Source organism: Halosolutus sp. YCN4 (assembly GCF_059736495.1).
The window spans coordinates 158,510-177,197 of sequence record NZ_JCASSM010000003.1 but is presented as its reverse complement, the minus strand read 5'-3'; the positions used below and the strand labels follow the sequence as shown (position 1 = coordinate 177,197).

Sequence of the window (18,688 nt, the reverse complement as noted above, 5' to 3'; positions counted from 1 at the left end):
TATGAGCACTACGGATACGCACCAAACAAGCACTGACTACGACCACGATGTCGTCATCGTCGGCGGCGGTCCAGCAGGCTGTGCGGTCGGCGTCTTCACCGCCCGGTACGGTCTGGACACGATAATCTTCGATCGTGGGCGTTCCTCGATCCAGCGGTGTGCCTATCTCGAAAACTACTTGGGATTCCCCACAGGCGTGGACATCGAGACGCTGTACGGATTGATGCACGATCACGCCGAGGAAGCGGGCTGTGAGATTATCCCCGACCTCGTCGAATCAGTCGAACGGTCAGATGACGGCGAAGGATTCCTCGTCACGCCTCAGGAGGGCGACTCCGTCACCGCCCGTCGGGTCGTCGCGGCGACGCGCTACGACGGCGAGTACATGCGGGGGCTCGACGACGACGCGGCGATGTTCGAGACCTACGAGCACGACGGTGAAACGCACGAGCACTTTGACGGCGAGTATGCGGCTCACGACGGCTCGACGCCGGTTGGGGGGCTGTACGTCGCGTCTCCGTCTACGGAGGACAAGCAGGCGCTGATGGCCGCCGGGCGCGGCGCGCGCGTCGGTCTTCGAGTCGTCGAAGACACTCGTCGAGAACGTGGCTACCCCGAGGCGGTCGCTGATCACTACGACTGGATGCGTCAGGTGTCCGAACTGGACGATGAGTGGGGTGACCGTGATCGTTGGCGCGAGTGGTTCGACAACCGGCTTCCCGACGACCACGACCTCGACGAAGAGCGTCGTGTCGAGTTACGCGAGCGGGATATCGATCGATCGTTAGAGACGTACCTATCCGACGAGGAGGTCGAGCAGCGCAGAGTGCGCGGGCAGAGGCGTCTCCTCGAACACATCGACGACGAACTCGTCCTCGAAGCGGCACACGACATCGAGTCTGAGCGGCCATCGAACGAGGTGAGCAACTAACGATGGCTGCAGAACCCGTCACAGATACCACGACCACAACGCGCCAGGAACGCTGGCTCGACCGCTCACTGATCACGCTCTGTCTAGGGAGTATCGCCGTGATCGTCGCTGGTGGGCTCGTGCAGGTGAGCTTCGGCGCATTTTCGATGAGCCTCGTCCAGGCCTGGCAGGCCGTCTTCAATCCAGACGTACTCTTCAACGTCCGAGCGTGGGAGGCGTTCCTGCTCGGGGCGGAAGTCCCGGAGATGAGCAAAGAGAGCCTCATCGTCTGGAACATCCGCTTGCCGCGGGTGTTCGTCGGCATCCTCGTCGGGATGAACCTTGCAGTTTCCGGGGCGATTTTCCAGGCGGTCACCCGGAATGAACTGGCGAGTCCGTTCATCCTCGGGGTGTCTTCCGGAGCAGGACTGATGATCCTGCTAACGCTCGTCGTTTTCGGAGGGTTAGCGGCGTTCCTGCCGCTCATCGCGTCCGTCGGCGGCGCGCTCGCGTTCCTCATCGTCTACGCTATCGCGTGGAAGAACGGCACCTCACCGGTTCGACTCGTATTGGCCGGTGTCATCGTCGGGACGGTGTTCGGGTCGCTCCAGACGGCGCTGTTCTTCTTCGCGGACGACATCGGCGTGGTCCAGTCCGCTATCGCGTGGACCACAGGTTCGTTGACTGGAACCGATTGGGACCAGGTTCGAATGGCGCTACCGTGGACAGCCGTGGCGATGCTGCTGGCGCTGATTAGTTCTCGACAATTGAACGTACTGCTTCTCGGAGAGAATACGGCGAAATCGCTCGGAATGTCGGTCGAGAAAGTTCGATTCGCACTATCGGGCGTCGCTGTACTGGCGGCTGCCGCGAGCATCGCCGTCGCGGGCATCGTCGGGTTCGTCGGCCTCATCGTCCCGCACATGGTCCGAAACATCGTCGGCAGCAATTACAAGAAACTCATTATCGGGTGCATGTTCGCTGGCCCGGCGTCGATGGTCGCCGCGGACGTCGGCGCACGCCTCGGTATGGCCGTGATCGGTGGCTCGGACACCCAGATCCCGGTCGGTATCGTCACCGGACTCGTCGGCGGGCCGTACTTCCTGTACCTGATGCGCAGGCAGGACAAGATGGGTGAGATCTAATGACCGGCGAGAAAACGCCCGAGACGGACGGCGGGCTCGAAGCAATACCGAAGCCGAACTCGACTCTGCCGAACGGCCAGCGCGACCCTGACGCGGAATCGAACAGTACCGCCAGCGAATTCGCTGGCAAAGACCTCGTCATCGGCTATCCGTCGTCCGACGAGCCAGTCATCGGTGGCGAATCAATCCGGGTCACGCCCGGGGAAGTGACTGCACTTGTCGGGCCGAACGGTAGCGGTAAGAGTACCCTGTTGAAGGGGCTCGCCGATCAGATCGCACTCGACGAGGGCATCGTCCTCATCGATGGCAAGGACATCCACTCGCTCAAGACGAAGGAATTCGCTCGGAAACTCGGCCTGCTCTCTCAGGAGAACGTCTCGCCCGATAGCATCTCCGTCGAAGAGCTCGTCGGGCACGGTCGCTATCCGCATCGCGGCTTCTTTGACTCGTTCACCGACGAGGATCGACAGGCGATCGACCGGGCGATCTCGCTGGCCGGCGTCGATCATCTCCGCGAGCGTGAGGTCGGGAGTCTCAGCGGCGGCCAGAAGCAACTCGTATGGATCGCTATGGTGCTCGCCCAGGAGACGGAGGTTCTCCTGCTCGACGAGCCGACGACGTTCCTCGACCTGCACCACCAGCTCGAGGTGATGGAAATCGTCGAGACGCTCCGCGACCGGAGCGACATCACGGTCGTCCTCGTGTTGCACGATATCGATCAGGCGGCCCGATACGCCGACCACATGGTCGCGCTGAAAGACGGCTCGATCTACGCCCGTGGAACCCCAGAAGAGGTAGTGACCGAAGAGCTACTGGCGGACGTCTTCGAGATTGATGCTGACGTTCAGCCGACCGAACGGGGGCCACAGATTACGCCGATCCGTCCCCGCCACGACGACGATGAGAACCACGACAGAACGGAGACGGGAACCGACACAGAAGCGTCACTGGGTAACGATACGAAGACGAACCGATGACCGCCGAGGACGAGGAGGTGTTCGAGACGGACCTCGACGCCTACCGTGATCGCGCGTCGAAGCCGTTGCTCCGGTTGTTCAGAGCCTACGGCCTCGACGAGTGGCGATGGCTCGTACTCGGACTCGTCGCCAGCGTACTCACGTACGGCGCGGTGCTCGTGACGCCACTCGTGCTCGGGACGACCATCGACGCTGTGTTCACCGACGAAGCAGCGTACGCGCTCCCGGTTGTCCCGAACGCGTGGCTGCCGACTGATCCCACGGCTCAGTTCTGGTTGTCCGCAACTCTCGTCGGCGTCGCGCTCGGCGGTGGAGCGGTGCTCCAGTGGATTCGTGGGGTGGCTATCAACTTCTTCGCACACGGCGTGATGTACGCGATTCGCGTAGACGCCTACGAGAAGATGAAGCGCCTTGACATGACCTTCTTCGACAACAAGGAGACCGGCGAGATCATGTCGATCCTCAACAACGACACCGGTAATCTGGAAGTGTTCTTCGACAATGCGCTCGGCGACAGCGTCCGGATCGGCGTGATCGTCGTTGGCATCACTGCCGCCCTTTTCTATACGAACTGGCAACTCGCGCTCGTCACGCTAGGGGCGGTTCCATTACTCGTTGGGTTCACGTGGTGGTTCGTTCGGGTGATCGAACCCCGGTACGCGACGGTTCGGTCGACCATCGGTGATCTGAACACGCGCATCGAAAACGGGCTCAGTGGGATCGAACTCGTCAAGACCACGAGTACCGAGGACTACGAGAACGACCGGGTCCGCGGTGTCTCCCGTGACGTGTTCGATGCCCAGATGGACGTACTGAAACTGAGTTACTTCTACCGGCCGGGGATGGAACTGATCACCGGCGCAGCACTCCTCGCTACGTTCGTCATCGGCGGTCTGTGGGTATTCTCTGGCCCACCGTTGTTCTTCACGGGCGAACTCACCACTGGCGACTTTGTCGTGTTCATGCTGCTCACCCAGCGGCTAACTGGTCCGATGGCGCAACTGTCCAACATCGTCGATTGGTACGAGAACGCGCGGGCCTCCGGTAAGCGGATCTGCGGGTTGATGGACGTGCCCGTCCACAACGAGAACGTACAGAATCCGATCTCACTGGATGACGTGGATGGCCGCGTCGAGTACGATGACGTCACCTTCGCCTACGAATCCGGTGAGTCTGTCTTGAACGGCATCGACATCGCGGCTGATCCGGGCAAGACGGTCGCTATCGTCGGGCCGACGGGCGCGGGGAAATCCACGGTCGCCAAGCTACTCCTGCGGCTGTACGACGTGACCGATGGTGCGGTTCGCATCGATGGCCACGACGTACGCGACATGCGACTGTCGGATCTGCGCTCGTCCATCGGCTACGTGAGCCAGGACACGTTCCTCTTCGACGGGACGGTCGCGGAGAACATCCGCTACGGACGGTTCGACGCCGACCGCGAGGACGTGATCGTAGCGGCGGAGGCCGCCGAAGCCCACGACTTCATCGAGGATCTCGCGGAGGGGTACGACACACGCGTCGGCGAGCGTGGTGTGAAACTGTCGGGCGGCCAGCGCCAGCGCATCGCCATCGCCCGAACGGTGTTGCAGGACCCTGAAATCCTGTTGCTGGACGAGGCGACCAGTGCGGTCGATACGGAGACAGAGTACCTGATCCAGCGGTCGCTCGAAAGGCTTGCGGCCGATCGAACGACGCTGGTGATCGCCCACCGTCTCTCGACCATCAAAGACGCCGACACGATCGTCGTGCTGGACGAGGGCCGGGTCGTCGAGAGTGGCACCCACGAGGAACTGTTGGAGGCCGACGGATTGTACGCGAACCTCTGGGGCGTGCAGGCTGGCGAGATGGAGTCGCTGCCGGAGGACTTCCTGGCGCGGACGAGGCGGTCGTTCGCTGGATACTGATTTTAGGCTAGCCTAAAAATCGGAACTACTATATTGTTTTAGGCGAGCCTAAATCGTATGGCAGACGACGCGGCGGAACACGACGCACCGACGCGCAGAGAGTACGTGAAGTACGGTGGAGCGGTCGTCGGCGGGGGGCTGCTCGCTGGCTGTGCGGGACAGTCCGATTCTGAAACAACGCCGGAAGGGACTAGCAACGAAACCAACGACGGGAGTTACACGGTCGAGATGTTCCCCGTCGGCGAAGTGGAGTTCGAGTCCGTGCCAGAGTCAGTCACGACTTACGCCATGGCGTGGGCCGACATGGTAGTCTCGCTCGGGCAGGCGGACAAGCTCCAGACGAACCGGTTGAGCGGGCCCACGCTCTTCTACGATCCGTTGGACATCGACTACGACAATGACTGGCCGCCACTGTGGCAGGACGGCGGGATGCCCAAGGAGGTGTTCTACGAGCACGACCCGGACGTGTTCTTCATCGATCCGAACCTGATCCAGGCGTGGGACGACAACTGGGACGACTCGGACGTCGAAGAGATCGAGTCGAACGTCGCGCCATTCTTCGGATGTCTCAACCGTCGCTTCCGTGCCGAGTGGCAGCAGGAGATGGAGTACCCCGAGCAGGCTCCGTCGATGCTGGAGGCGTTCGAGAAGGTCGGGACAGTCCTGGACGAACGAGCCCGGGTGGAGGCCTGGCTCGACCTCCACGAGGACCTCCAGTCCGAACTGCAGTCACGGATTCCGGACGACCCTGAGACGCCGTCGATAGGACTGATAAATAGTGGCTCTTCCCCCGAGAGCGGCGAGTTCTACGTGCTCTATCTTGAGGAAAACGGCTACGAGATGAAGCCCTACCGCGACCTGGGGCTGGTGGAATCGGACGCCTTCGCGGGCGTCGAGACTGGCCAGTACGGATTGACTGACTACGAGACGCTGCTGGAAGTGGACCCGGATCTCATTCTCGTTCACTGGGGCATCACCACGGGGTCGGTAACCTTCGGCGGCGACGGCGCGTTCGACGCCCAACAGTTCCGTGAGCAGTTCGTCGCACCGATAGAGAACGACGACGTCGGGAGCCAGCTCACCGCCGTGCAGAACGATCGGGTCCTCCCCGGGCCGACCGCCGAACAGGGCCCGCTTATCAACGCCTTCCAGACGGAACTGACCGCGCGACTGTTCTATCCGGAGGAATTCGGCGAGCTCGATCTGGACGCACCACTCGACGTACCCGAGGAAGAGCAGCTGTTCGACCGCCAGCGAGTTGCGGACATCATCAACGGAGACATTTGAATATGAACGACGATATCACTACGACGGACGCACTGACGCGGCGAGATACGATCAAATACGGCGGCACAGTCGTCACTGGTGGCCTGCTAGCGGGTTGTACGGGCAAAAGTGGCAGTGGAGACACGGACACCGAGACCACCAGTTACTCAGTGACGATGTCGCCCGTGGGCGAGGTCACGTTCGAGGAGGTGCCGACGAACGTGATGGCGTACAGCCCGCAGTACGTGGACATGCTCGTGGCGCTCGGCCACGAGGACGCGCTGAACTCCATCGGGTTCAACAACTACGTCGAGGGCCTCCAGTACTTCTTCGACGCGTTCGACGGTGCATCTATCTCGGCTGACGGTCTCCAGCAGCTTTACAACGAGGGGATGGACAAGGAACTGCTCTACGAACTGGACAGCGACGTCCACCTCCAGGACCCAGCGTGGGTGACGTCGTTCGATGCCTGGGGTAAGGACGACACCGAGGAGATCGCAGAGAACGTCGGGCCGTGGTTCGCAAACCGATACAGCCGCGAACACACTCAACCGCCCGAAGGGTGGCGCGACGGGTACCGGTACTACTCTATCTGGGAGATCACTGAGAAAGTCTCGCAGGTGTTCAAAGAGCCCGAACGCTTCCAGGCGCTCAAAGACGAATACGAGAAGCTCTACAGCCACATCCGATCGAATCTCCCGCCGGAGAACGAGCGCCCGACGGTCGGCCTCGTCGCGTTCTGGGAAGGGGAGTTCTCACCGTACAAGATCTCGGGGCCCGGCTTCGGGAAGGCCCACACCCGGCCGATGGGCGCGCAAGACGCGTTCGCGGACAGCGACAAGACCTACGACGAAAACTACGGGGCAAGCTATGACTTCGAGGGGATGTTGGAGATCGATCCGGACGTCATCCTCCACAACTTCGCCGTGACGCCCTTTTACGAGTGGGACCAGATCAAAGAGGCCGTCACGGACGACGCTGTGGGGAAAGAACTGACCGCCGTAAAGAACGACCGATTCTACGCCTCTGGGCAGTCCTTCCAGGGACCGCTCCAGAACCTGTTGCAACTGGAGATGACGGCCAAGCAACTCTACCCCGAGCAGTTCGGCGAGTGGCCGCGCTTCGAAGAAGGCGATAGCTATCCCGACTTTTCCGAGGACGAACAGCTGTTCGACCACCAGCGAGTCGCGGACATCATCAATGGAGAGATCTGAAGATGAGTGACAACGACACCAATACGACGAGGGGGGTATCGACGCGCAGAGACTACGTGAAGTACGGCGGCGCAGTCGTCGGCGGTGGATTATTCGCTGGTTGCACCGGACAGAGTGACTCGGAAACGACCACTCGGACGGGGAATTCCCACGAGGCCTGTCTCGAGCCAGCGGGCTGTGTTACGTTCGAGGAGGTCCCGGAGACGTATCTGGTATACAACGGTGGTTGGGCAGACATGGCGTTCGCGCTCGGTCAGCGTGAAGGGTTCGTGACCGCAGGTAACATGATTCCCGGATTCTTCTTCGAGCCCTTCGACTTGGACGTCCCTTCACAGGATGAACTTCCAGCATTGGCGAACTGGGATGGCGGCGGCTGGGACAAGGAGATCTTCTACGAACTCGACCCGGACGTCATCCTCATGGATCCCAACTACATGCACGGAACGGGGTGGGATGACGACTGGGACGAGTCCGATACGCAGGAGATCACCGAGAACGTTGCGCCGTTCTTCGGGAACAACTGCCGCCGTCGCCGTGAGTTTCACGACTACAAACTCCCCACGCTCTACGAGGCGTTCGACCGACTCGCCGATCTCTTTCAGGAACGCGAGCGCTACGAGGCGTTCGCCACGCTCCACGACGAGGTCCTCAGCGAGGTTCAGTCGCGGCTCCCTCCCGAAGGGGAGCGTCCGGAGGTCGGGCTCATCAACGGTGGATCAAATCCGAACAAAGGCGAGTTCTACCCGCTGCACACCCAGGACGAGGGCTACGAAATGAAACCGTACCGCGATCTCGACGTCAAGAGCGCCTTCTCGAAGGAACTGGAGGACAGCGGGACGATCGACTACGAGAGGTTGCTTGAGATCGATCCCGAGATCATCATCGTCCACTGGGGCATCGGTACCACCGGTGACGAGGGACGAGGAGCCGGAAACACGGGCGGCTCCGGGTTCGCCCCCGATGCCTTCCGCGAGCAGTACGTCGCGCCGATGGAGGAGGACGCCGTCGGGAGTCAACTCACGGCCGTGCAGAACGGGGACGTGTATCCCGGTGCCTACGGCGAACAGGGTCCGATCGTCAATCTCCTGCAGATCGAAATGAAGGCCCAGCAACTCTATCCGGACGAATTCGGCGTGTTCGATCCCGAACTGTTCCCGGAGGTGCCCGAAGAGAACCAGCTCTTCGACCGGCAACGGGTTAGGGACATCATCGACGGAGACATCTGAGAATGCACGACGATGCATCCGGTTCCCGAAATTCGGAATCGAAGACCGACCCATCCCGATCCACGAGCGTAGCAGGGACCAGCGCAGGGAAGTCCCGCATGCGAGCCCGGACGTGGGTTATCGCGGCACAGTACAATGAACCGGAGGATTACGGCATTCCGCCGCTGCCAGCATGGACCGTCCTCCGGGGAAACGGATGCGGGATAGCGTTCGCCGAGCACGACGGTGCCGATCCGTTCATCCGAGCTGACCAGCCGATGAAGGTCCGACGATAGACACCAGCAACATGACTGAACGAACAATCACAACCGCGACCGAGCCGGCAGGCGAACGGCTAAAAGCGGCTGCCGGTGCTCGATGGAACGACGAGCGCAGCGCCGAGATGTGGGCGCAGTACGCCGACGAGATCACGCAGCACGGTGACCGTCAGCCGTGGGAGAACGTCATTCGTGACGTGATCGGTGACGACTCCCGCCGTGTTCTCGACGTTGGGACCGGAGCAGGCTTCCTTGCTGGATTGTACGCCGGGTTGGGTCACGAGGTCATCGGGTGTGATTTCTCCGAGCCGATGCTCGAACGGGCACGTGAACGTGCCGCACGCGATGGTTTCGACGCTCGGTTCGCGGCTGGCGACGCGGAGGCCCTCCCGTTCGACGACGGGACGTTCGATGTCGTGACGAACCGTGTCATAATCTGGTCGTTGCCACAGCCTGGAGTAGCGGTTCGAGAATGGTTCCGGGTGCTCCGGCCTGGTGGGCAGGTGGTCCTGTTCGGCAATCACCCGGAGGACCCTACGCAGAGCATTTCGGAGCAGATTATCCGCCGACTGTACGGGTTACTACTGCGTATCCGTCGAGGCGGGTCCGCGATGAGTCTGGACGACCAAACGCAGCAGGTGTGGGATGATGCCAAAACCGACCTGCCGTTCCATCACGCCCCACCCTCGAAGATTCGAAGCCTATTCGACGCCGCCGGCTTCGAAGAAACTCGTGTTCTCGATGTCGCGGAGGCGTTCGATCAGTGGCGACGGCTCGGTCCGTGGCGTGAACGGGTTCCATGGCACATCGTTACAGGCCGCAAACCCGGGTGATTTGAGGAACCGATGGTTGGAACAACGCTCGGTGACATCCGCGAACACATCGAGGCACTCGCTACCGAGACTGGCGAGTACTACCTGGTCTGTGCCCGGTACGGTGATCAGCCGGTTCCAGCCGACGGACTGCGCTTCGACAGTCGCCCGACAGCCCAGGCAGCCGCCCGGGCGACTGAACAGTACCGCACGGCCCTCCGTCGGTACGATCCGCGTCTCCCATACTACGACGTAATCGTCTGTCAGGACACGACGACGCCTTCGACCGACGGCGTTACAACCGAGACCGATGAGCTGCGTCGGTCCCCTGAGCTACCAGCGCCGGAATCAGGGCGACAGTCGCTCATCGACTTCTGTCACACGGTCGCCGGTGCGGTCTTCGAGACGGTTTCGGCGTCCGACCACCGCGCGGTCGAACGGGCGATCATGGAGACGTACCTCGCGCAGGCTGAAACGATAGACAGCCCGGACGAACTCTGTCTGCGCATGCTCGAAAGCATGGCTGTCGAACTCGACCGGCGCCTCACGCCAGACGAACACGCCCGACTCTTACTGTCGGCCGCTGCCCGGTTGCCCGACTCCGCCACGAACGGCGATCCACTCGGCGCGCCCCTGTCACACATCTGTTCGGTATCCCTCGCAACCGACTACACGCTGCGCCCGTGTTCGATCGACTGCGACACTGGTGACCGGTCCTGGGACGTGATCTTGTCTGGATATGCGCTCAACCGAACAGAGAAGGCGTTCACGACGCTCCCGCTCGTCATCGACCTGCTGCGTCGCTGGGCCGAGCCCAGACTCGCGATCACTCACGTCACGCATCGTACTGACGCGAGGGCTCCATCGAGGCGGTGTTTTCGCGTCAGATCAACACCCGGGAACGAGCCGACCGGGTTAGTGCGTCTCTCGGAGGGATCCACGAAATGACCATCCAGACACACATCGATCGGGCCCGTGACCGCGTCCGGAACGAACAGACACACGTTAATGAAAAACGAGCCGCGTTCGATGCGTTTGAACGCAGTGTCCGCGATATCTCCCCTGTTCGACAGCGAACCCACGGAGGACCGGGACCGTCCGCAGACGGTGGGTTGGTCACCGTCTCCGCGTCCTCGCTCACGCCAATCGCGGAATCAGCCGCGGATCGTTGCCGTGAGGTGCGTGAGACGTTTGCCGAGACGGTTCGTCCTTACAGCATCGAGGACATCGACGGGTCCGAGTCCCTGTCGAAGACGGTCGGTGAAGAACTCGGCAGCGATGTTTCGGTCGCGCTCGCTCCGGAGACCGGTGGGAGATTCACACCGACAACGAAGCAAGCAGTCCTCTCAGCGATTACAGAACGACAGCAGGAACTCGCGGTGATGGAACGGGCCCTCGACGCCGAAGAGCAGTCGTTGCAGACAGCTAACCAGCTGATCACGGAGATCACCGACTGGCTCGTTCAGGCCAACGAGACGCCGCTAACTAACCTGGCCTTCGACACCCTCCAGGCACGGCACGAGACGCTGGCGGACCATCGATCCCGGCTCGACGAGGTGGCGGCTGACCGGCAGGACTGCCTCAACGCGACGACCAAGCGCGGCGCAACTGTCGGGATCAACCATCGAGCGCTCACCGAGCACTTGTATACGGAGTTTCCCGTGGACTACCCGGTGTTAGTGACCGTGACGCGTCTGGACGACGTCTGTGCTAACTGCCAGCTCGCTCTCCGTGATCACTTGGTTCGACGAGTATGATCCCGACTGGACTCCGACGAAAACGAGCGCGATGCTGGGCTGCTCTCTACGCCGGACTCTTCGGCGTAGCTGACGAGGACGTGCCTGTCCAGTCGGGAGCAGAAGAAGGCGAACAGCACGATGAAGGACAAGAGGGTGCGTAATGGCTTTCGAACGGCCTTCTCCCGGAAACGGAGGTCATTGGGGACCGGAACTGAGACGTCCTGTCGAGAACCGAACGGTGTCTATTGTGGGAGTACCCGAAACTCGTATCTGGCAGTACGGTCCCGGTCGGAGCCAGAGGGGCCATCGGCACAGATCGGTGATCCTCCCCCAACTATCTCGGTTTGTGAACCCCGTCCCAGGACGTTCGTCTTTCACGAAGCAGATAACACGAACGGCTGGATCGCTATCGACTCGCCCGTCGATCCGGATCGCTAGCCGATCACCGTGCTCCTCAATCTCGGGTGAGTGTCTGTGACAGACCGTACTGCCCAGTATCTCGTTATGATTTACGCGCTCGAAGACAGAGAAGGTGCACCTGTCCCAACTGGGCGAGTCGCACAGGTAATCGATCGCTCACCATCGGCCGTGACCGAAAAGATGCAACGACTCGCAGCCGACGCGCTCATCATCCACGAACCATACGAAGGCGTCGAACTGACTGAGACAGGACGAGACCGAGGCGCCGACCTGTACGCAACCCACGAGACGCTTTGCCGCTTCTTCCGCGACGTGCTCGGACTTGACGACTACGCTCGGGACGCACTGGACGTTACAGGAGTTGTGGACACGAAGATAGCGCGGCGACTGGAAACGACGCTCCTTCGGCCGGACGACGCGTCATCGGAGCCGATCGATCCGCTTCCGTCGCAATCGCCGGTGCTCTCGGAAGAGTTAGAACGTTAACTCAATCGTTCCGTTCTTCGTCGTCAAGGCGGAAGGCGCCACAGAGGAAATTGACCACCACGAGCGTATGAGGCAAGTCTTTTCATGGACAACGAAAACAACCGTTAAGCTCGCACCGGAGTCTACCCTGTTTCGATTACTTTGTCGCGGATTCGAGGACGAGCGTGTCGTCTTCGAGGTAGTGATCGATGACGTGGGCGTGCTCTTCGAGGTCTTCTAGCTGTTCGCGGAGCATCTCGCCCGTCGCGTAGTCGCCGAGCCTTTCCGCGAGTTCGATGTGTTCGCGGTAGCTCTCGATGATGTCACCGTACATCTTCAGGTCGTTCTCGAACGAGGTTCTGATGTCGTAGACGTCTTCGTCTTCGGGTTCGACGGTCGCCGCGTCCGAGAGTGCAGGCATGCTCGCGTGCGGGACGCCGCCGATCGCCTGAATGCGTTCGGCGATCGCGTCCGCGGCCGCTTCGACGTCTTCGTAGGCTTCTTGGAGGAAGACGTGGATCGGGAGGTGTTCTGCCCCTTCGACGTTCCAGTGGTGCTTGTGGAGCTGGTGGTAGAGGACGTACGCGTCCGCGAGGTCGGTGTTGAGTGCGTCGATGATCTGCTCGGCCTTCCCCCGGTCGAGACGTACGGGGTTTTCGTGGACGCTGCCTGCCTGTCTGCGAACCGTTTTTTGAGTGCTCATTGCGTCTATGTGAAGCCATCCAGTCCTCTTATAACTTTTCAAAATGCAAACATTTTTCGTACAGCCTAAAGATCGGCTTCCTCGGCAGTCGCGACGATGGCGGAGTTGCTCGACCTCGGGCGCGGGCAGACGGTCCTCGAGGTCGACACCGGCAGCGGCTACCACGCCGCGGTGACGGCCGACCTCGTCGGGGCGGACCACGTCTCCTCGACCGAGCGCCGGCCGAGTCTCGCCGAGTGGGCACGCGAGAACCTGGCGCGGGCCGGCGACGACGAGGTGACGCTCCGCGGCGGCGACGGCACGACGGGACTGCCCGCCCACGCGCCGTACGACCGGATCTCCGTAACCGCCGCGGGGCCGGACGTGCCCGAGCCACTGCTCGCGCAACTGGCCGACGGCGGTCGCATGGTCGGTCCGCTCGGGCGCGGCACGCGCCACACGCTCACCCGGATCGACAAGCGAGACGACGAGAGCACCCGGACTCGCCACGGTCCGGTGCGGTTCGTCCCGCTGATCGGCGACTACGGGCTGGACGACGAGGCGTGACGACGTGGGGGAGACGGACTGCTGGCCGTCAGGGGCGGCGCACCCGCGAGGTGGCCGTCGGGTATGCCGGACCTCGGTACAGCAGGTCGTTGCACGCGCCAGCGGGGTCTGCGCGCCACGCGGCGGTGAGCCGCAGCCGACCCCGGGTGCCGTCCCAGCGACGGTGGGGCGCTCGCTTCATCTGGATCGACCGCCGGGACTGAATCGGCCGTTCGGGCCGTCTCCAAGGTGATGATCGTATCAGCGATGCTGCCACGTTGTGCTGCGCGCGGGGTATTACTATTGTGTCCGGTACCACTCGGCGGTGCGTGCGAGTCCGTCGCGGAACGAGACCGTCGGGACCGTGGCCGGCACGGCGGTGACCGAGTTGCCGCTCCTGTTCTCAGCCGTCGATCCGAAAGCGCTCGACATGATCGTGGGGTCGGCGGGAGACGACGTGGTCTCTCTGACGCTCCGCCCCAGCGAATAGACTTCCTCTTGGGAATCCCCAAACGAGCACTCCCAGTTCTGGGCGATCGTTGGAACGGGACACCACTGGTGGAAACCGATGCCGACGGTTAGCCGGTCTCGAACGCCTCGAGCCCCGCGTGGGCGACTTCGACGTCCTCGTCCACGCTGCCGCCGGACACGCCGACGCCGCCGACGACGGTGCCGTCGTCGTTCTCGAGGGGGAGTCCGCCACCGAAGGTGATGATTCGGCCGTCGTTCGTCTCCCCGATCCCATACAACGACTCCCCCGGCTGTGCGACCTCGTGGACGGTTTCCGTATCCAGTTGCAACGAGACCGCTGTGTAGGCCTTGTTCTGGGCGATGTCGATACTCGCGAGCAGCGCGCCGTCCATCCGGTGAAACGCGACGAGATTGCCACCCGCGTCCATTACGGCGATACACATCGGCGGGACGTCGGATTCCTCGACGTGGGTCTCCGCCGCGTCGATGATCTTCGTTGCGACATCCAGTGTAACTTCTGTCATGTGGTCCAGCCTCCCGTCCGTATACTCATAATAATGAAAAATAAAGCTATGGCGCGTGTTAGTATGACTATTAGTTTCGGCTGACCCTCTCGTCAGTCGATAGATCGCCGCACGGACGCCGGCCGACCGCGCCGATCGTGACGACAGCCGGTCTGGGGGCACCGTCCGCTGACCGCCGCGGCGCCCAGCCCGGGGTCGGGGGCGCGGCCCGCCCTCGGTCGCGATCGGCTCACGGGTGGCGGTCGACGCCGGTGCCGTCGCCGACCCGACGCGAATCGAGAGCGTGCGCTGGCCGATCGTCGGCGTCGAGTCGCCGCCCGACACCCCGATGGACGTCGACGCGTTCGATCGAGAGGGATCGGTCAGGCCGGGGTCGACCCCATCGGGATCAAGCGGATACTCGTCGGCCGGATCGTCGACAGACGGCTGATTCGGTCCTGGGTTGGAACTTACTGGTCGCGAATTGCACGTCGCGGGCCGACGCGACACGCACAGATGGAGCGATCGTGAACGCCACGCGATGTCTCCGTGGGAGCACGCCGCCGCCTCCCGCTGTGACGCGGCGTTCGCGCGGTGGCACGAGAGGTACCGACGGGGTGGGCCGGCCGCGTCGTGCTGCTGGCCTCCCAACGCCCGGCACTACTCGACACCCTGTTGGCGTGGCCGTGTGGCCGCTTTCCAGTGGGCGCGTTTACTCGTGGTCGTCGTGGTCCCGCGCTCGGGTGCCGGCCTCACGATCGCACACCCACGCGGGCGGCCGACGCTGGGCGTCGCGCTCGCGATCGGTGATCTCAAACCCGGGTATCGACAGACTGCGGGGCCGGACACGATGTCGATGCCCTCCCACCGCTTGGGGGATTCGAGACATTGTTCGACGAGCGAGAGTACGCTGAGTCGGCTGCGTCCACCTCCGTGGGCGGATTTCAAAAGGACGTCCAATCGACGACGGTGACGTCGTCCATCCCGTCGAAGTGGTCGACGTTCGCAGTGAGCACCGAGAGCTGTTCGACCACGGCCGTCGCCCCGATGTAGACGTCATGGAGGTCGTGAAGTGGCGTGCCTTGCTGTTGTAACTCGCTGGTGATGTCGGCGGCAGCGGTCGCGACCGCGCGATCGACCTCTCTGAAGGTTTTTGAAGCGCGGTGATGACAGGTCCGACTGCAGACCACGGCGGCGTCCTCGTACTGGCACCGTCGCTGGTGGCGATCGGCCTCGCGATGACGACCCGCCAAGTGCTGGGCTCGCTGTTCCCCGGCGTCTGGCTCGGCACCGGTGTGCCGCGATCGGGGCTACGGATTCGTGATACGATCACCCACCCAGGCGGTGATCTCCGGGAAGCCGCCGCCGATCGCCGCGAAGAGGAGCACCAACGGGAGCACTGCCACCACTAGCGCGACGAGCTGTGGGAGGCGTGTCCGTGCGACGCCGGTCCGCGTGCGCAACTGGGCCGCACCTGTGAATACTGTAACTGCACCGAGGAAGCACAGGATCGCCCCAGCGATGCTCGCGTCAGTGCGTGCCCGGACGAACGATCGATCGAGCGTGTAGTGAAAGGCGAAGAGATCGGCCCACGGGGAGTTGTGGATCGCGTACAGCTGCGTCTCGTAGCCCGGGACGATGTGGTGGATGTCGGGGGCGAGCCCCCAGAGGCCGCCAGCGGCGACGAGCCACAGCGGCCACCACGGCGCGAGCCGGTACCGGAGCGCGATCGGGGTCGCGAGCAGGAGCGCCAGCGAGGCGCCGACCAGGAAGTGGACGATTGCGAAGGCCATTGACGATCGATCCAGCCGTGACGCCGGCAGGGTAGGTCGCTACACCAGTACCGGACATTAGTAGGCAGTCGTTGCACGAGCAACGCGACTCGATCGCGGCTATCTTTCTTCGAGGAGAGAATCCCGCCGTGAACGGCGGGCGTGAATCCGACGAGGCCGACACGATCACCGTTCAGCAGCAATACGGATATTTAAGTGGCATCGCAGGGTAGTATGACGTACATCGAGGCGGTCACACCGCCCACCTAAATGCACAATATCGGGACTCCGAGGCCCAGAATGTTCGAGACACCCTCTCGAACCGCTGTGGTGTCTCGGTCAAGATAACTCCGAGTCCCCTGCCGGGATAGGAGTAACGGCGGTGTGGCCCCGCCATCGGCCTGTCATGCCGACGGGTCGTAAACCATCAAATATCCCAACTCAGCGGTGCGGTACCGTGGGAAGCCTCGCCGTTTACGGCGAGGAGGAGGTCACAGCGAAGCTACTGCCGCACCCAGATCGACGCCCAGTTCAGGGTCTCGTCAGTCGTCCGATGGGTCCGCGATAGGCTCGCCGCGGCACCGGCGAACGAGGCCCCACACGAGCGCCGCCCCCAGCCCCGCGACGAGGGCCGGCCAGCGATCGCTGCCGAGATAGAGGCCCGGTGCCGGAAACTGATACCCTGACAGCGGCCAGAGCACGGGGTCTGAGTAGCCGGTCACGTTCAGCAAGAGGAGATCGAGCGCGTGGTGGGAGGCGGCGCCAAGGGCAAACAGGACGATCGCCTGCCGGCGGTGGTCGGGCGCGACGAGCAGGGCACCCAGGCCGACCACGAAAACGGAGCCGCCGAGGGTGTGGAGCGGCGTCCAAGCGACCGGCACGCCGAGCAGCACTTCCACGCTGTCGCTCGGCAGCACGAGCAAGATCTTGACGAAATCCGGTGAGACGCCGCCGCCACTGTGTGGGCCGTCTCAGCGACCGTGGATACACGGCCCTCATCGGCTGTCTCTTGCTCGACCGCCCTCCCCAGTGATCCGACCCGGTACGCGATCACCGATCGACGGGGAGGGATCCGGACGAGAACGGGACGAGACGCGCCAGCTCCCGGTGAGCGCAACCGCCTCGGCGGAGACTGCCGCCCAGAAGACGCGGTCGGTCCGATCCGAATCGACAGCCGGGAGGATCACTCCCAGGAGTTCGCACGGCCACAGCCGTGTGTCTCGTTAACATATATGATGGCGGAGAGCGACGTGCTACGCATGGCCAGGTTTCCCGAGGAGTACGACCAGTGCGAACGAATCGTTGCGCCGGACGGGTCCTACGACGCGGCCGACGTTACCGCCCTCGAACTCGACGAGGAGGAGTTTCGAACGCTGTACGAATCGATGGTCCAGGCGCGGGCCCTCGAAGAGCACGGCTTGACCTTGCAACGGCGAGGGGAGTTTCACTTTTGGATGGAGTGTCGAGGCTTAGAAGCGTCGCACGTGGGGCCAGCGGCGGCGCTCGCCGATCGAGACTGGCTCAACACGGAGTGGCGCCAGTACGGCGCTCACATCCAGCGCGGCCGACCGCTCGCGGACATCCTGTCGTTCTGGCTTCGTGGATACGAGGAGTGGGAGGCCGACGACATCGACGGGATGGAACCGTACGAACGGCGACTGCCCCACATCGTCGCGGTCGGCACGCAACTCCCGCAGACGGCCGGGCTCATGTGGGGACGGAAGCTACAGGGATACGACGAAGTCGGGCTCGTCACGGTCGGCGACGGCGGTGCGAGCAAGGGTGATTTCCACGCCGGGCTCAACTTCGCCGGGGTCCTCGACCTCCCGATCGTCTTCCTCGTGCTCAACAATCAGTGGGCTATCTCGACGCCCGTCGCGGACCAGACCGCGGGCGACACGTTCGTCCAGCGCGCGGACGGCTACGGGTTCGACGGCGTGCTGGTCGACGGGAACGACGTACTGGCGACCTACCGCGAAACCCGTCGCGCCGTCGAACGCGCCCGGGACGGCGACCCGGTGTTGATCGAGGCGCTGACGTTCCGCCGCGGTGCGCACTCCTCTAGCGACGACGACCGTCGGTACCGCTCCGCGGAGGCGATCGAACCGTGGCGCGAGCGCGATCCGATCGACCGTTACGAGCGGGTGCTCGAAGACCGCGGGCTCTGGGACGAGGAGTACGCCGCGTCGGTGCGCGAGGCCGCCGAGGAGCGTGCCCGGGAGGCGGCCGACGAGGCGCTCGCGGTGGCGGCGGAGCAGTCCCCCGAGGACGTGTTCGACGAGGTGTTCGCGAACCCGCCGGACTACATCGAGAGCCAGCGGGCCGAACTGCTGGAGCTCTACGAGAGACACGGCGAGGAGGCGTTCCGGTGGTAAC

Annotated in this window: 18 protein-coding genes and 1 pseudogene; 14 read left to right on the top strand and 5 right to left on the bottom strand. The window is 63.0% G+C overall.

The window, feature by feature from the left end:
* The first annotated feature begins 1 nt into the window (after position 1).
* The 11 genes from AC6I6X_RS11510 (at position 2) to AC6I6X_RS11460 (ending at position 12,359) form a co-directional block, all read left to right on the top strand.
* A complete protein-coding gene (locus tag AC6I6X_RS11510; RefSeq protein WP_497930653.1) occupies positions 2 to 931 on the top strand; it encodes an NAD(P)/FAD-dependent oxidoreductase in 930 nt (309 codons plus the stop codon).
* A 2-nt stretch (positions 932 to 933) separates the two neighbouring features.
* On the top strand, positions 934 to 2,055 hold the full coding sequence (locus AC6I6X_RS11505) for a FecCD family ABC transporter permease (protein ID WP_497930652.1): 1,122 nt from the start codon (positions 934 to 936) through the stop codon (positions 2,053 to 2,055).
* A complete protein-coding gene (locus AC6I6X_RS11500; RefSeq protein ID WP_497930651.1) occupies positions 2,055 to 3,032 on the top strand; it encodes an ABC transporter ATP-binding protein in 978 nt (325 codons plus the stop codon). The genes AC6I6X_RS11505 and AC6I6X_RS11500 overlap by 1 nt, the downstream gene beginning before the upstream one ends.
* A complete protein-coding gene (locus AC6I6X_RS11495) occupies positions 3,029 to 4,939 on the top strand; it encodes an ABC transporter ATP-binding protein (protein ID WP_497930650.1) in 1,911 nt (636 codons plus the stop codon). The genes AC6I6X_RS11500 and AC6I6X_RS11495 overlap by 4 nt, the downstream gene beginning before the upstream one ends.
* Before the next feature lie 57 nt (positions 4,940 to 4,996).
* On the top strand, positions 4,997 to 6,226 hold the full coding sequence (locus AC6I6X_RS11490; RefSeq protein WP_497930649.1) for an ABC transporter substrate-binding protein: 1,230 nt from the start codon (positions 4,997 to 4,999) through the stop codon (positions 6,224 to 6,226).
* A gap of 2 nt (positions 6,227 to 6,228) precedes the next feature.
* Positions 6,229 to 7,419: an ABC transporter substrate-binding protein gene (locus AC6I6X_RS11485; protein WP_497930648.1), complete on the top strand. Its 1,191-nt coding sequence runs from the start codon at positions 6,229 to 6,231 to the stop codon at positions 7,417 to 7,419.
* A 2-nt stretch (positions 7,420 to 7,421) separates the two neighbouring features.
* Positions 7,422 to 8,645: an ABC transporter substrate-binding protein gene (locus AC6I6X_RS11480; RefSeq protein ID WP_497930647.1), complete on the top strand. Its 1,224-nt coding sequence runs from the start codon at positions 7,422 to 7,424 to the stop codon at positions 8,643 to 8,645.
* A 286-nt stretch (positions 8,646 to 8,931) separates the two neighbouring features.
* A complete protein-coding gene (locus tag AC6I6X_RS11475; protein WP_497930646.1) occupies positions 8,932 to 9,735 on the top strand; it encodes a class I SAM-dependent methyltransferase in 804 nt (267 codons plus the stop codon).
* Between the two features lie 12 nt (positions 9,736 to 9,747).
* Complete coding sequence (locus AC6I6X_RS11470) at positions 9,748 to 10,662, top strand: DUF7551 domain-containing protein (protein ID WP_497930645.1); 915 nt, start codon at positions 9,748 to 9,750, stop codon at positions 10,660 to 10,662.
* A complete protein-coding gene (locus AC6I6X_RS11465) occupies positions 10,659 to 11,471 on the top strand; it encodes a DUF7260 family protein (protein WP_497930644.1) in 813 nt (270 codons plus the stop codon). Before AC6I6X_RS11470 ends, AC6I6X_RS11465 begins: the two co-directional genes overlap by 4 nt.
* Positions 11,472 to 11,921: 450 nt before the next feature.
* Positions 11,922 to 12,359, top strand: a complete 438-nt coding sequence (locus tag AC6I6X_RS11460; RefSeq protein WP_497930643.1) for a metal-dependent transcriptional regulator — start codon at positions 11,922 to 11,924, stop codon at positions 12,357 to 12,359.
* A 136-nt stretch (positions 12,360 to 12,495) separates the two neighbouring features.
* Here the strand turns inward: AC6I6X_RS11460 and dpsA are convergent, their stop codons facing one another.
* On the bottom strand, positions 12,496 to 13,041 hold the full coding sequence (dpsA, locus tag AC6I6X_RS11455) for a DNA starvation/stationary phase protection protein DpsA (protein WP_497930642.1): 546 nt from the start codon (positions 13,039 to 13,041) through the stop codon (positions 12,496 to 12,498).
* 84 nt (positions 13,042 to 13,125) lie between these two features.
* Between dpsA and AC6I6X_RS11450 the strand changes: the two are divergent.
* Together AC6I6X_RS11450 and AC6I6X_RS11445 are read left to right on the top strand one after the other, a co-directional pair.
* Positions 13,126 to 13,587, top strand: a pseudogene (locus tag AC6I6X_RS11450) (protein-L-isoaspartate O-methyltransferase); the annotation flags it as partial.
* Between the two features lie 304 nt (positions 13,588 to 13,891).
* Positions 13,892 to 14,056 (top strand): HalOD1 output domain-containing protein, encoded by a 165-nt coding sequence (locus AC6I6X_RS11445; RefSeq protein WP_497930641.1) that lies wholly within the window; start codon positions 13,892 to 13,894, stop codon positions 14,054 to 14,056.
* A gap of 88 nt (positions 14,057 to 14,144) precedes the next feature.
* Here AC6I6X_RS11445 and AC6I6X_RS11440 read toward each other — a convergent pair whose 3' ends face one another.
* The 4 genes from AC6I6X_RS11440 to AC6I6X_RS11425 form a co-directional block, all read right to left on the bottom strand.
* Entirely contained in the window at positions 14,145 to 14,561 is a 417-nt protein-coding gene (locus AC6I6X_RS11440; protein WP_497930640.1) for a GlcG/HbpS family heme-binding protein, read from the bottom strand.
* A gap of 923 nt (positions 14,562 to 15,484) precedes the next feature.
* On the bottom strand, positions 15,485 to 15,793 hold the full coding sequence (locus AC6I6X_RS11435) for a type II toxin-antitoxin system VapC family toxin (RefSeq protein WP_497930639.1): 309 nt from the start codon (positions 15,791 to 15,793) through the stop codon (positions 15,485 to 15,487).
* 57 nt (positions 15,794 to 15,850) lie between these two features.
* Entirely contained in the window at positions 15,851 to 16,333 is a 483-nt protein-coding gene (locus AC6I6X_RS11430) for a hypothetical protein (protein ID WP_497930638.1), read from the bottom strand.
* Positions 16,334 to 16,854: 521 nt separating this feature from the next.
* Positions 16,855 to 17,193, bottom strand: a complete 339-nt coding sequence (locus AC6I6X_RS11425; protein ID WP_497930637.1) for a hypothetical protein — start codon at positions 17,191 to 17,193, stop codon at positions 16,855 to 16,857.
* A 378-nt stretch (positions 17,194 to 17,571) separates the two neighbouring features.
* On the opposite strand from AC6I6X_RS11425, the gene AC6I6X_RS11420 reads away from it, so the two are divergent.
* Complete coding sequence (locus AC6I6X_RS11420; protein ID WP_497930636.1) at positions 17,572 to 18,687, top strand: thiamine pyrophosphate-dependent enzyme; 1,116 nt, start codon at positions 17,572 to 17,574, stop codon at positions 18,685 to 18,687.
* The last annotated feature ends 1 nt before the right edge of the window (position 18,688 follow it).